At 36.1% G+C, this 15484-nt stretch carries 9 protein-coding genes and 1 pseudogene; 1 reads left to right on the forward strand and 9 read right to left on the reverse strand.

The window, feature by feature from the left end; translation table 11 throughout:
• Window positions 1-25: 25 nt before the first annotated feature.
• Window positions 26-1354 (forward strand): amino-acid N-acetyltransferase, encoded by a 1329-nt coding sequence (gene argA, locus G468_RS0104485; protein ID WP_026822103.1) that lies wholly within the window; start codon window positions 26-28, stop codon window positions 1352-1354.
• A gap of 158 nt (window positions 1355-1512) precedes the next feature.
• Here argA and G468_RS19665 read toward each other — a convergent pair whose 3' ends face one another.
• The 9 genes and pseudogenes from G468_RS19665 to G468_RS22815 form a co-directional block, all read right to left on the reverse strand.
• Complete coding sequence (locus tag G468_RS19665) at window positions 1513-1842, reverse strand: hypothetical protein (RefSeq protein WP_051296939.1); 330 nt, start codon at window positions 1840-1842, stop codon at window positions 1513-1515.
• Window positions 1843-1894: 52 nt separating this feature from the next.
• Window positions 1895-2128 carry a hypothetical protein gene (locus G468_RS0104495; RefSeq protein WP_026822104.1) on the reverse strand — a complete coding sequence of 78 codons (234 nt, stop codon included), beginning with the start codon at window positions 2126-2128 and terminating at the stop codon, window positions 1895-1897.
• 264 nt (window positions 2129-2392) lie between these two features.
• Entirely contained in the window at window positions 2393-4231 is a 1839-nt protein-coding gene (gene recD / locus G468_RS0104500; RefSeq protein WP_026822105.1) for an exodeoxyribonuclease V subunit alpha, read from the reverse strand.
• Window positions 4231-7845, reverse strand: coding sequence for an exodeoxyribonuclease V subunit beta (recB, locus tag G468_RS0104505; protein ID WP_026822106.1), 3615 nt, complete (start codon window positions 7843-7845; stop codon window positions 4231-4233). Before recB ends, recD begins: the two co-directional genes overlap by 1 nt.
• A complete protein-coding gene (gene ptrA, locus G468_RS0104510; protein WP_051296940.1) occupies window positions 7842-10736 on the reverse strand; it encodes a pitrilysin in 2895 nt (964 codons plus the stop codon). Before ptrA ends, recB begins: the two co-directional genes overlap by 4 nt.
• A 4-nt stretch (window positions 10737-10740) precedes the next feature.
• Window positions 10741-14130, reverse strand: a complete 3390-nt coding sequence (gene recC, locus G468_RS0104515; protein ID WP_026822108.1) for an exodeoxyribonuclease V subunit gamma — start codon at window positions 14128-14130, stop codon at window positions 10741-10743.
• A complete protein-coding gene (locus G468_RS0104520) occupies window positions 14108-14500 on the reverse strand; it encodes a type IV pilus modification PilV family protein (protein ID WP_026822109.1) in 393 nt (130 codons plus the stop codon). The genes recC and G468_RS0104520 overlap by 23 nt, the downstream gene beginning before the upstream one ends.
• A pseudogene (locus G468_RS24610) lies at window positions 14497-14964 on the reverse strand (YgdB family protein). The gene G468_RS0104520 and the pseudogene G468_RS24610 overlap by 4 nt, the downstream one beginning before the upstream one ends.
• A 226-nt stretch (window positions 14965-15190) precedes the next feature.
• On the reverse strand, window positions 15191-15484 hold a 294-nt coding region (locus G468_RS22815), incomplete at its 5' end, for an integrase core domain-containing protein (protein WP_034249306.1).

The following is a 15484-nucleotide window of genomic DNA, read 5'->3' on the forward strand; positions in this document are numbered from 1 at the left end:
TTGGAATAATTTATATAGGAAATATATGAAAGGACGTAGTACTGATTTAATTAATGGATTTCGCCACTCTGTTCCCTATATTAATATACATCGCGATAAAACTTTTGTTATTACATTAAACGGTAACGCTATCGCAGATAAAAATTTTACTCATCTCATTAGCGATATAGGGTTATTACACAGTTTAGGCATTCGACTGGTTATTGTTTATGGCATACGCCCACAAGTAAATAAAACACTCATAAACGATCAATATCCGGTAATCTATCATAAAAATATTCACGTCACTGATGCCAATACCCTCGAGTTAACTAAACAAATATCAGGTACATTACAGTGGGATATTACCGCTCTATTATCTATGAGTCTCAATAATACTCCATTACAAGGTGCCTATATTAATGTCGTTAGTGGTAATTTTATTATTGCTCAACCTTTAGGGATCGACAATGGTATTGATTATTGTCACAGCGGATGTATACGACGAATCGATGATAGCGCCATCAATCATCAATTAGAGCGGGGTTCTATTGTATTAATTGGTCCAATTGCTGTTTCAGTAACGGGAGAAAGTTTTAATTTAGCCACGGAAACCATCGCAAGCCAATTAGCGATTAAGCTAAAAGCAGATAAATTAATTGGATTTTGTTCTTCACAAGGCATCAGTGATAAAAATGGTAATATATTATCGCAACTCTCGCCAGATGATGCTGAAATACATATTAATGAACTGGAAAAACAACAAAATAATCATTCTGACATACTCCCATTTTTACGTAGCGCAAATAAAGCGTGCCGGCAGGGTGTTCGTTGTAGCCATTTGATAAGCTATCAAGAGAGTGGTGCTTTGTTACAAGAACTATTCTCTCACAAGGGTATTGGTACCCAAATTATGATGGAAAATTCTGAACAAATTCGTCGAGCCAATATCAATGATATAACTGGAATATTAGAATTAATTCAACCGTTGGAACAGCAAGGAGTACTAATTTGCCGTACACGTGAACAATTAGAAATGGAAATTGACAAATATACTATCATCGAGCGAGAAAATATGATCATCGCTTGTGCAGCACTTTATACCTATTTAGAAGAAAAGTCGGGAGAAATGGCTTGCCTGGCTGTACATCCAGACTATCGTAATTTATCAAGAGGAGAAAAACTGCTTGAACACATTACTTTGCAAGCCAAAAAATTAAAATTAGAAAAACTTTTTGTATTAACAACCCAAAGTACTCACTGGTTTCAGGAAAGAGGATTTTTGCCGGCAAAAGTTGATATGTTGCCAATAAGAAAACAAGCACTTTATAATTATCAACGAGGCTCAAAAATTTTAATACTTAATATTAATTAGATACCATAAAAATAATTAAAAATTTAATTAATAAACCATATTGTAATAAAAAATACATTATTTAAATGAACAAGGCCTTCTATTGTTATTGAGCAAAAAATAAAAAATAGCGGATCTTTTCTATTTAACAAAGAGAAGATCCGAAAATAAAATAACGGTTAACTAGTTGTTTTCATTGCAGGCATAGACGCTGCAAGAGTATCACGCAAATTCCACATCGTTGAAAAATGATTAACCATTAGATTGTCAATAGGCATATCGTTTATAACACCACTACCAATATTTAATGCCTGAGCATAGACCGTCGAATCCAAAGGAGTAGTACTAGCCGATAGAAAACTTGCTACAAAAGCTTTGCCTCTATTTTCAATTACCACTTCTGGCTCATCTAGCTGATTTTTTATAGGCAAATTGTTATAAATGTGTTCTGCCTTCTTTTTTGCAACCGCTATTTCTGAAATTCTATCAACCGGTTGAAAATCATGCAAAATTCCGATGGCTAATCCAGCTTGATGGAACCTTTTAGTTTGCTCAGTGGACTCAGGGGGTATTGGAGGTATCTAGAAGACGTGAATTTTTTTTAACTGCATCAAATAAATCATTTTCTTTTTTTTCTATCTCTTTCAGATCAATATTAGAATTTCCTACTGTCAGAAACTGAGAAACTAATTTATCTTCTGTATTTGCACTCGTTAACGCAGAAACTGCTTGTTGATTAACTACCTGAGATGAATAATCACTAATCTGAAATGTCTGATTGATTGAATTTAACATTTATTTGCATCCCTCCATCGAATAATAATAAGGCTCAAATATTTTATGCAGCATCTCAAATATCGACCATTTATACTTCTAAAAAACAATTAATACGAAAATAAGAATTACTACAAATAACTTATTAATTGATAAGAGCGGAAACTAAAGTTATTTAACGCACTATTTCAATTCTGTTCCCTATGTTTAAAAATTTATTATTTTTATTGCTATTGGCTATGAATAATATAAAACAAGCTAGCAAGTTAAATAGTTCTACTTTCATCAAACTAATCGCTCAGTCAAACCACTGCGTCGCTCTGTCGGCGTCACTAACGCTTTAGCAAAAACATGACGATCAGCATAAATCGTCAACTGATTTTTAGCTCGCGTAATTGCTGTATAAATAAGCTCTTTACTAATAATAGGCGTAAAAATTGGTGGTAAAACCAACGCCGCATGTTCAAATTCTGACCCTTGAGATTTATGTACTGTCATGACAAAAGCGGTTTCATGCTGAGGTAAACGACTAGGTTGTATTCTTTTAACTACCCCATTTGGCAACTGAAAATAAGCTTTTAAACCCTGTTGACCATCGCGTAGCATGATGCCAATATCCCCATTAAATAAACCTAGAGGACGATCATTTTTAGTAATCATAATTGGCCGACCTTCATAGTTTTTATTCCAGCTATAGGCTGGTCGTCGAATACTTCCCTGACGATGCAAAAGCTGTTCTAATTTATCGTTTAATCCTATAACCCCGAATGGCCCATCCCTTAGAGCAGCTAATAAGCGATAACGATTAAAAGTAGTCAGGATCTCTTCAGGATTTCGACCCGCTTTAATCATATCCAAATAACACAGGTAGCATGCAGCAGCATCAGAAAGTAATTTGCCATATTGTTCAGACGAATCAACAGAATAAAAAGCAATATCCGCACTTTGCTGTGTTAATAGTTGCTCAACATGTTTGATATTACCTTGGTTAATTGCCGTCGCGAGTCGACCAATTCCTGATTGTGCATCAAAACGATAGCTCTTTCGTAATAAGCAAATCCGATCTTTAACTTCGGGTCCTTCGTTCGATATAAAATCAGATAAGTCACAGTCGGTGATTTCAGTCAGCTGTGCTGCTCTTGCACGACTATATCCGCATGCGGAAAAACGACAAAGATCACCGAGGACAGCACCCGCTTCAACAGAAGCTAATTGATCTCTATCACCTAACAAAATAACCCGTGCGTGGCCAGGTAGGGCTTCAATCAATCTGGCCATCATAGGCAAATCAATCATTGATGCTTCATCAACAATTAATACGTCTAACAACAGTGGGTTATCTTTATGATAACGTAATAACTGGCTATCTGGTTGAGCACCTAATAATCGATGAATAGTCTGCGCTTGCTCGGGCATAACCGCTTGCTCGGTTGCAGTTAAATTCAGTTTTAATAATGCATTACTTAGCGATTCTGTTAATCTTGCAGCCGCTTTTCCTGTCGGTGCGGCTAACTGAATAATCAATTTTTCATGGCTTAATTTGACTAAGGTAGCTAATAAACGTGCTACTGTTGTCGTCTTACCAGTACCTGGCCCACCAGAAATAACAGCAATCCGACTGGTTACTGCAACTGCAACGGCTATTTTTTGCCAATCTGGTGTGTTCGAGGGCGTAAAAAGATGCGTTAAAATAGTCGCTAGCCGCTGTTCATCAACGGTTTCTAACAAATGACGAGAAAAAAAGTCAGCCACTAATCCTTCATCAGCCCACATCCGTTGAAAATAGAGTTTGTTACCTGATAATACTAATGGCTTGGCGGCTGATTGTTGAGCATCACAAACAGCATGACATTGTTTAAGCTCAGCATAAATCCTGCAACTATCAGGTGAGCCCGCCATTTCCCAAAGGGCAAAAGCCATTTCAACTTGCCTGCCTTCAAATAAATAAAATGGTTGAAGCTTATCAATAAACAAGCAAACATGCCCTGCACGAGTTTCAGCACTTAATAATGCAAATATTAATAATAATAACGGGTTTTCATCTTCCACTAACCGAATAGCAAGCTGTAGGTCTAAAGCATTAAACAAATTAAGCTCAGCAGCTCGCTTTAGTAAAGTTATCATTATTCCTTACCTCGATTAGTTGGCTTAAATAGCTTATCAAGGCTATGAATTAACTCATAAGCAGGAATAGTATGATAAATACCATAACCAGGGTTGTTAACATCAATCCCTCGCAAAAAAAGGTAGATGACGCCCCCAAAATGTTTTTGATAATCATAATCGGGTAAACGATTTCGTAAATAACGATGCAAAGCTAATGTATAAAGCTGATACTGTAAATCATATCTATGATCAATCATCGAGCTCTGTATTGCCTCCTGACTATATGCCAGACCATTTTCTCCTAACCAATTTGATTTATAATCAAGCAGATAAAATTTGTCTTGCCAGCAAAAAACTAAATCAATATAACCTTTTAAAACACCTGTCACTGGCTCAAAACTAAGTGGTGGGCACCGTTGAGATAAAGCATCATATTGATGGACTAATCTGTCTAATGCAGATGACAATAATAATTTTTCTATTGGTAAATAAAATTGCATTTCATTTAATTGATACTCAGGTGCGATTTTTGACAAGCGGAAATTATTTTTAAGTAAAGGGGTGTCAAAAATATTTATTAGCCACATTTTTAACGTAGGAGCCCAATCAGCTGAAAAACCGCTTTGTTCTAATTTCTCAGCTAACCAACACTCTTGCGGGTGTTGATTAAATGGCAATAATTCCAACAAGGAATGTAAAAAAGTGCCTGCAGTGGCACCTTTAGGAAAAGTATGAACACTCCTATCTGCTATTTCACCTTGCACCAACAAGCTGTCACCTTGCGCATCTGCGTCCATTTTAGGTGCTAACGCTTGGATAGCCATCTCAATATTTACATCACTAGCCGTAAACTTATCAGAGGAAGAATATATATCTTGATAAGTTAATCCTGAATAACTAGTAACCCGCCAACTATTTTGGATCTGACCTGTAAAATTTCGCGCCAATAAGGTCACAGGTTTATTTTCTTTAGGATACCAAGGCGATAAATTAATATCACTAATAGCTGTGATACTAATATTTTCACTAGCTAATCCATCTAACGCTTCGCGTAATAAAGCGGCATTAACTTGTTGGCCGTTTTGTAATAAGTAACCTAATGCGCTTTGATGCAAATCAGTGTCACCACTTTGCCCACTAGGGCGGCCTTTTATTATAGGGGCAATACCAACACTACAATGATATTTTGAGCGCGTTAGTGCAACATATAGCAACCGCAAATCTTCGGCTAAACGTTCTTCATCAGCCAGCCTAATGCTCTCTGCTTGCTCTGTCAGATCAAGGCATGTTTGAAAATTAGCACGATCATGAAAAGTGGCCAATTTTTGCTGAGAGAATTGACAGGCAAAGGGTAACCAAACAATCGGAAATTCTAAACCTTTAGATTTATGGATCGTGCTAATACTAACCAAATGCTTATCACTCTCTAGACGTATTTGCTGATTTTCTAATAAAGGATCAGGTTGGTCTATCTGCCGTGCTAACCAACGGGCTAAGGCATGCTCACTATCAAGTTGTAATTCCGCTTCTTGTAATAATTCACTCAAATGCATCACATCCATCAAACGCCTTTCACCTTCTATATTATCCATTAGTAGGTTTTCAGCAATTCGATGGTTAACTATAATAGCCCGTAATGTAGGCAAAATACCATGCCGCTGCCAAATCAATAAATAGTTGGCAAACTCTTCAACCCGTTTTTCCCACTGATTTTCATCCTGATTTAATTGTTCAATATCTTGTGCACTTAGCCCGATTAAACGGGTAGCCAATGCACAACGCAACGTACGCTCTTTTTCGGGTGAGAGCACAGCTTGTAATAACCATAATAGATCGCGCGCTTCATCAGTAGCAAAAACGCTTTCTTGATTAGAAAGAAACACTGACGAAATATTAAATTTACTTAACGCTTCTCGTATCATTACTGCTTCACGACGGCTTCTGACTAATACCATTATATCGGCAGCCGTTACCGGCTGTTTTACATTATCTCTATATAGCCAGGTTGTCCCTTTCTCACCCCCTTTCAGCCAATCACATATCTGATTAGCACATTGGTAGGCCATTGTTTGCTGATAATCCAAGATGGAAACAGTTTCTTTGTCTAAATAACAAAAATTTAATGCGGATAATCTTTCTGTGTTATGAATAAACGCTAAATGCTGATTCACAGGGGCTGGATTAACAGTATTAAACGGTATTTGCTCAAATACAAACGGCTTTGCTACCCGACTAAATAATTGATTAACTGCCTCAATCATATTTGGTGATGAACGCCAATTGGTATCAAGTGTGTAATGTGATTCAATCTGATCTTTAGCTTTAAGATAAGTAAAAATATCTGCGCCACGAAAAGCATAAATAGCTTGCTTAGGATCACCAATAAATAATAGGCCACAATGATTATGCCCCTGATAAATAAACTGAAAAATTCGATATTGTTGCGGGTCGGTATCTTGAAACTCATCGATCATAACAACGGGGTAACGATTACGGATAGCATTAGCTAATCGCTCTCCTCCTTCTGCCTGTAATGCTTGATCTAAATGGCTTAATAAATCATCAAATCCAATCTCTCCACGCCGTTTTTTCTCTTTAACAATCGTTTGACGAATGTTGATAATTGCATTTGAAATAATAAGATCACGTAATGTAAGTGATTGTTGTAACAGATTATCAATAACAAGAAAAACTTCATGTTCTGGTACATTACCTGTTGGTGTCTTATCTAGCAATTCAGAATGGGAAAAACGAGCAAGTTCTTTCGGTATTTTGTAATCTACGGTTGCTGACTGTGCCCAGCTAGTGACCGCGGCTAACCAAAGCGGTAAATTACGGCGACTATAACTACGTTTATTAATAGCAGAATCACTAATTAAGTCCAAGAAATTCGCCGAATTTAAAAGCCACAGCTCTTTTACTACTTTTATAGTATCAATGAGTGTTTTATGGCGCTGTTTTATTGATTGAGCTTCAATGGGTTGGTTGATAAAGGTTGGAATATCTCCTTGTAAATAAGGCTTTATTTCAGCTAGCAGTGCCTCTGGATCACTCCATTCGTCAACAATAACTTTTGATATAGAATAATCCTGTGGATAGCAATTACACCGCCAAAAATCAGCACAAGCCTGTTGCTGTAAGCTATGTTCGTCTTTTATTATCGATTGCTCAAATAGCATGCCTGACTCAAAAGCATTATGCACCAACATGCGTTGACAAAAACCATGGATGGTATAAATCGCCGCTTCATCCATTTGGCGTTCAGCAGCAAGTAACCATTGTGCGGCTTCGTTTTTATCTGCAATAGAAGATAGTAAGATTCGGTATATTGAATTTTCATCAAACCCAATACCATTTCTAATACAAGCTATTCTCATCTGATGAATATTGTGGCGAATACGTGATCGCAACTCATCAGTTGCTGCTTCTGTAAAAGTGACCACTAAAATCTCTTCAACACTTAATGGGCGAGAAAATGCATTTTTTTGCCCAACACCTAATAACAATCGCAAATAGAGTAAGGCAATTGTATAGGTTTTTCCTGTTCCTGCTGAAGCTTCTATTAGCCGTTGACCATAGAGAGGTAAACGATAAGGATTCAGTTGATAAGTTTGTATTCTCCTCTTCCTCACTTAGCATCTACCTCAATTGGCAAAATCTTTTGTAATTCAGACGCAGTGGGATAAGTTATCCAATCTTTCAACTGAGCATAACCTTCTTTACTGACACCTTTGGCAATAATTTGTGAAACAAAAGCTAAACCTTTTGGTTGCAAAACCGCATTATTATAAAAAGTTAATAAATCTTGCTGGCTAACCGTTTTTAATATTTTTATTATTTTTGCTCTACTATCAAAAGCAAAATTATTCCTCGCAAAATCTGGTAAAAAGCGATCTATCTCTTCATAAAAAGTTTGCGGAGGCTGTTCCATTTCCGTCAAAATTGCCTTTTTATATAGCTCAAAATCTCTTTTTTGCATCGCATTTAATTTTTTAAAGGCTAATTGATAAAAATTTTGATAACGTGCATTCAAATAGTCAGGAGTTTTACTATTGCTTTGTAATAAAAAACCTAATCCCCATTGCTCACCCAAATTAGTATTAAAAGCAAACACTGCATAGCCCAATTGTTCTTGCGTCCTTAGTTGCTCAAAAAACCAAGGGTGTAAAATATTGGCCAAAATATTTGATAATACAAATCCTCTATAACGGTCATATCCTGTCGGAATAAATATTTCTGCTAGCGCATTATCCGTACTATTTGCTTGATATTGAAAATTTACTTTATGCTGTTTATCAACAACAATAATATCTCCTCTCCACCAGTTTTTACCTTTGTTATTCAATAAATGATAAATGGATTTAATAATATCAATCCCTTGCTTTTGTGTGAGATTGCCAAAAACAATCGCTTGTAAGGCTGCATTTTCAATAGTATCTTGACGGTAATTTAGGATGTCATTTGCTGTGATCGTTTCTAGTGCTTTTAAGCGCTGTCCTTGCTCAAAATAAGGTACATTTTCTAAACGTTGTTTTGGCTGCATTGCCAACTCAAAGGCTTTAAGGTTATTAGTAACTTCAAGCTGTTCTCTATACCATGATTTTGCTTGCGCAACTTCATCGGCAGAAATTGTAAAGGTAAGAAATTCCTTGACCATTTTTGTTGTCAATTCAGCTAGATGTTGAGTATAACCACTCGTTTTCAATTGCAACCCTAAATTTGAAGAAACAACAAGCTCCATTCCGGCGATAGAAGCTTGATAACTTAATTGAGACAATTTCAAAGTGGTTAAGTATTCTAATAACGCTGCACTAACTTGAGATTTTGCCGTTTTATTGCTCTGCTCATTACGTAAATCTAAAGCAATCCCCCCTTTTGGCTCATCAGCAAAATATTGACTTGGCATATAAACTATGCGTACATTTCCTTTCTCATATACTAATTCAGGATGCTGATAAGTACGGGAATGTTTAATTAAAGAAAAATCATTAGCAATATAAGGGTTCAATTCAGGTAACGAAAAATGGATTGTTTTTTTTAACTCAGCCCATTGCTGATATTGCTGGCTGTTAATTTTATCAACTTGATAAGGCGCATTAAGAAAATAGGCTTCTTTATTATGTGGTTCATTTGGCGAAATAAACCAAATTCTAGCATTATTAGGAGTTAATTCTGCTAAACGGCTGCTTATTGCTTTAGGATCAAAACGATCAGCAATGTAATTAGCATCAAGCACATGGGCAATTGGCACATTCAACATTTGATTAGATAATTGTTGAATATAATTCATATCACTCACAATGGAATTATGTTGAAATGAAAGTTTTAGAACATTGGCGATCTCGTTAAAATAATCGTTCTTAATACCTTTCTCTTTTAATAAATCAATATAAGAAAATATTGCTGCAATAATCTTATCTCTATTCTCCAATCCTTTGTCTGTTAATAAAACATTGATCGAAAAAATGCCATTATTACTATCAACATCGGGTGCCACGTCGACATTTATCTCTTCAGCAAGTCCGTCTTTTAGCAACCAATCAGCAAGGGTATTATGACTTCGGTTTCCTATTAAATACCCAATATATCCATCCGTCTTACTACGAAATTCAGTTAAATTATTTGCAATACTAAATTCAAGTTGTAAAGCTTTCTTAGGTTGTGCTGGCACATAATGAATGATTATGCCTTTTTCTTTATCAGTTATAGCGGGTACAGTTATCTCCGGGACAATAACCTTTCGATTCGGAATACGACCGAGAGTTTCAGCTGCAATTTTAGCTAATTGACTTAGTGATTGATTGCCATACAAGATATCTTTCATCAGATTAGCCGAGTAATAGCGATAATAAAAATTTTTGAGCTCAGTTTGTAAATGACTACCGGGTTTATCACTCAACGTTTCTAAATTTCCACCAGAAAAACGTGAATTAGGATGAGCTGGATTAAGTGTTTCAGAACGAACTTGCCATAATCGCATTTCATCGCGAGCACGTGCCATTGTTAATTCTGCATTGACAGCATTACGTTCTCGATCAGCATTTTTAGGATCAAGCAATGGTTCTGCTAGTGCGCTTGCCAAACGATCTGTAGCTGCTCCTAAAGCATCATTTTCAACCTCTAAGTAGTAAACAGTAAGATTTGGAGCCGTACTAGCATTATGATTGCCACCATGTTTTTGCAAAAATTCTGATATTGCACCTGGTTCAGGATAGCGTTTAGACCCCATCAATACCATATGTTCAAGGTAATGCGCCAAACCAAGTTGTTGATCCGGACTTTCCATGGTGCCTACTGGTAAAGTAACTGCAGCTAATGATTTATTGGCCTTCGAATCAGATACCAGCAATACAATCATATCATTAGCAAGTTTTATCGCCTGATACTCTCGAGTATCTTTTTCGCTTTTATTTATCTTATCAGGCAAAACTTGCCAATTCTGCTTAGCAAAGCTTACTGTACCAAATAGTAATAAGAGCACGACTATCATGTTTTTCATAACAACCCATGTCATTTTAAGCATCTTATTACATCCTCTTGTTTTTTCTAAAGATTGCCATTGGCAATAAGTAAATACGTGCCTTTATTTGTATTGTTTCAAGCAAATTGCTGTCTATTTTACTGAAAGCTCGTCCAATATAACTATCTGCCATCTCACCTGGTTGATTATATGTACCTTGTAAAGATTGGATAAGTTGCTTTTTTGCTTTTTGCGCAAGAGATTCAGATTCAAAATCAAATTGATCACTTTTTTTGTTATAGCATGACATTAACCAATTCCAGCCACTTTTATTAAAAAGCGGTAATGGCGAGTTCATTCCCTCTTGATAACCATTAATAAGCTGTTGTAAATATACTTTCGCCTGATGTTTATCCACTGGTTCAAAACACCATTCACTATTATCTCTCCCCCAATAATAACTTTCACCAGATCTAACCGTTAAACAAAAGATTAAATGCTCTATCCATAGTGATAAGCCATCATTAATCGTTAAATTTGCAGGACGATAACGAATAATACCGTTTTGCTGAATATTTCGTAATTGTCCAACCAAACGAACATTCTCAAAGGGTTCAACAAATAGTTTATTAAAACATTCATGACAATTTATCTTTACTTTATCAGCTAACGGCTGCATATCTTGGATCTGTTTTTCCCAATAAATTTGACCAAAGTGTTTTGCCGGTAATCCACCAGTTGCCCGCAAAGTCGTTAACAGCTCCTCCAGTGATTCTTCATAAATCATAGCCTTGAGTAAGCGCTCATTAAATTTATAACGTTGCAAATTATTTACAATAAAGGGCTCATTTTCCGGTAACTGCACTTCTTCATTAAAAAAATTAACTTTTAACCTTTGTTGAAAAAAGGCCCGGATCGGGTGTCGATAAAAAGAGAGTAACTGCTCTAATAATATTTCATTGTCATTTTCAATTATTGGCGTCAACGATGTACAGAATTCAGGCGGTGGATTACCCTGTTTTTTGGCTGCAGATAACCATTCAGTGGCATAACTCTGATGAATGCTATTAGGCAAATAATTCTCTGGCGCAAAAGGTACTCGAGTATGTTTAGTAACTAAATGTTCTTTTACTCTATCAGCGCTATTATCAACATTTAAATGCTCATCGCCCTCTAAACAAAAACTTTGGCTAATATAATCAAGTAATTCATTTACTAGCACCGAGGGATTATGTGGTTGATTGTCACGCATCGCATGGCCAATATAGCTAAGATAAAATAACTGAGATGCGGAATTTAAAGCCTCCAAAAATAGATAACGATCATCATCTCGACGCTTTCTGTCACCACGTTGTGGCTGCTCAGCCATTAAATCAAATCCCAATGGCGGTATTGAACGTGGGTATATCCGATCGTTCATACCTAATAAACATACAACTTTAAAGGGAATTGAACGCATAGGCATTAGAGTACAAAAATTAATTGCACCAGCAAGAAAACGTTGACTAATCTTTTCATCATCAAAACATGTTACTAGCTCATCACGAATAAGCGATAGAGGAACGCTATCTTCATATTTGGCCACTATTCCAGTCTCAATAGTTTTCTGCCATTGTTGGAGTATAAAAATGAATATCGATTCAATTTGCTCATCAGTCTCAAAAAAAGCTTCTAACAAACATTGACATACTGGCAACCATTCTGACAGTTTCCTTTCCTGATCAAGGATACTTCTCCAACTAGTTAATGAATCAATAAATGTGGCAAGCTGCCCGGCTAACTGAGCGGATAAGCCTGTACATTCATCATAAGGCAAAATTTTATTCCAAGGCCCTATATGGCTATCCATTGCATAGCCAAGCAGCATTCTATTTAAACCAAAGGCCCAAGTGTTCTGCCCTGTTACCGGTAACTCCAACATTGCAATATTTTCATCATTAAGTCCCCAACGTATACCTGATTCGTTGATCCATCGACGCAATAAAAGTAATTCATCATCGTAGATAGAAAATCGTCGGGCCAGTGCAGGCACTTCTAATAACGCTAATACTTGTTCTGTCGTAAAACGACTTTGGGGTAAATCAAGTAACGAAATAAAAGCTTGTAAAATAGGATGCACCTGCCTAGCTTTTCGATCTGAAATAGAGAAAGGTAACTGACGTTTAGCTGATACATGACTAAACACCGCCTGTATATAAGGTGCATAACAGTCGATATCAGCCACCATCACAATTATATCTTTGGGGGTTAGGGTTGGATTTTCCTCAAATAGACGTAATAAATAATCTTGCAGTACTTCAACTTCACGCTGTGGGCTATGGCATGAATGAAATGTTAGTGATTTATCTTGTTTACTTAATTGTCTTTTTAAAAAACTATTATTGTAACTTGCTTCAGTTAAACCAAGTTGAGCATGATCTTCTAAATCCAAAATATCGCTCTGAACTTGGTGCAATAAACAATTACAGGGTAAATCGACAAAGGCAGCGATTTCATTAGATTGTTCCAATTGAGAAAGAAAATAGAGGTTGTCACGCCCTAGCTTGCCCCAAGAAGCTAATAGGGGATTAGTCAGAAATTGTTCACCTTGCTGATTAAATAAAGTATCAGGTGAACTTTCTCTTTTAAAACGCGTAATTTCATGTTGATCGCGAAAATCCTTTAACTTTCGCCGTTCAAGTTTTGCTAAAAAAGCATAGCTCTGAATATCCCCCCAATAATAACGACATGGATTAGTAAACATTAAATGAATATCTATATGCTGGCCAAGGGCGTTTAATGCCTGCAAATAAACGGGAGGTAATGCGGCAATACCACAGATAAATACGCGTTTTGGCAACCTAATATGGGAAGGCAGATTAACCTGTAAAATTTGTATAAATTGTTGATAGAGATTTGCCCGATGCCATTTAGGTTGATTAAGCTTTTCAGTATATTCAATTAATGCTAACCAAAGGCGTTTCTGCCATTGCTGATTATCACTTAATCCCTCAATTAGTTGTTTTTTATGCCAGTTTTCTAACCATTGTGGTCGATAGACTAAATATTGATCAAACAAATCTGCAATACGGCCTGATAATTGATACAACTTGCGTTTGCCCATATCCTCATTCAGATATTGTCTAAGTGGTTCAAACTCCGACTCGTGTAGCAAAGAAGGTAAAATTGTCATTAATTTCCAGGTCATTGCCCCCTTGCTAAAAGCACTTTCTTTTGGAATATCAGGTAAAACCCGAGTAAACATGTCCCAAATGAAAGTTGCCGGTAGAGGAAAAGAAATATTAGCGGCAATTCCTAAGCTTTGTGCTAGTTCTATTTGTAGCCATTGCGACATCCCTGGGCTTTGAACCAAAATAATTTCTTGTTCAAATGGATTGGTCAAGGGATCACTTTTGATCAAACTAGAAATCAGCTCTTTATGAATTTCTAATTGATTAGAATGATAAATTTGTAGCATATGCTCTCCCTGACGAACAGTACCACCTTGATGCACCTGTCAATTGATTGTTAGGCATCTTAAATGTAATTAGTATTTGCTTACAAGTATCTGTAATATTCACATAACGATATGATAAATCAATATTTTTAAGTTTATCATTCGTTATATCAACGATAGTAGAATTAATGCTTAGCATCGCTTCTTCGCTTTCAAAAAAAGTGTGCATCAATCTAAATTGTTGTGTTTTTTGCCAAGCGAGAAAAAAGCCAGCCTTTAGATTATGAACATATTTTATTAATGCTATAGCTGAAATAGCAAATAACGCTATAGCGATCATAACTTCGGTTATTGCCATGCCAGATTGCCTATTGGGTTTAGCGCGTTTCATTGACAAAATTCCGTTCTTTTAACTGGACAAAAATCCAGCCACCCCTGCTCTAAAGGAATAAAACCTGACATTACATTTTTATCTTCTTTCAACCATAGATAAAGTTAAAATACAATTTTATCGTCAAAATAAGCATGGCCGGCTAATAGAAAATAATCATATTTATAGTGGCGCAAACAACTTTTGAAATTAGCACCTAACGGCTGCTGACAAGACCATGAAGAATTTTTTTCCTTAGTAATAACCCAAGGTTGATACTTTCCCCAGGCTAATGCAGACTCTGCTTGCTCAAAAAAAAGCCAATAATGTTGTTCACTTTCCAACATCTGCAATAGATTATCCTGATGATGATGCAATGCTTTTAACATTAATAAACTCATAGTAATAAGCATCATTATTGCCATTAATAAAATGCTCCCTTGCTGTTTGATTTTGTGGGAAAAAAACCAATTTATTTGTTTCATATTGATTGATTTCTTAAATAAATTTTTAGTTTATATTCCCTTAATAGATCTGGATATGCCCGTGGAAATAGACTTAAAAACACAGTTAAAAAACGTTTCTCACCCATTGTTACTTTTGTTAAAGCAAATTGCGAAACCACTATTTGGTTGGGATCAAATAGGTTTATCCATCCTTGTCCTTCACAATCTTCTCTGCTTGTAATGGTCAACAAATTCTGTAGAAGATCTAAGCGGCATTTTTTAGTTCATGATATTTTTGATGTGGCGTTAAATAACCAATCGTTGAATGGCGTCGATAATAATTGTAAAACTGAATATAATTTTCAACTTCACAGACAACAGATTGATGATTCATAAACGATAAACGGTTAAGTCTTTCTGTCTTTAAACTCCTAAAAAATCTTTCCATCACGGCATTATCGAGGCAATTACCTCGCCGACTCATGCTTTGAGTTATTTTCCGTTCAAAGAGGTGCGCCCTAAACTCCTCCGATGAATATTGGCAACCTTGATCTGAATG

The sequence above is a fragment of the Arsenophonus nasoniae DSM 15247 genome (genome assembly GCF_000429565.1).
GTDB classification, from domain to species: Bacteria; Pseudomonadota; Gammaproteobacteria; order Enterobacterales; family Enterobacteriaceae; genus Arsenophonus; species Arsenophonus nasoniae.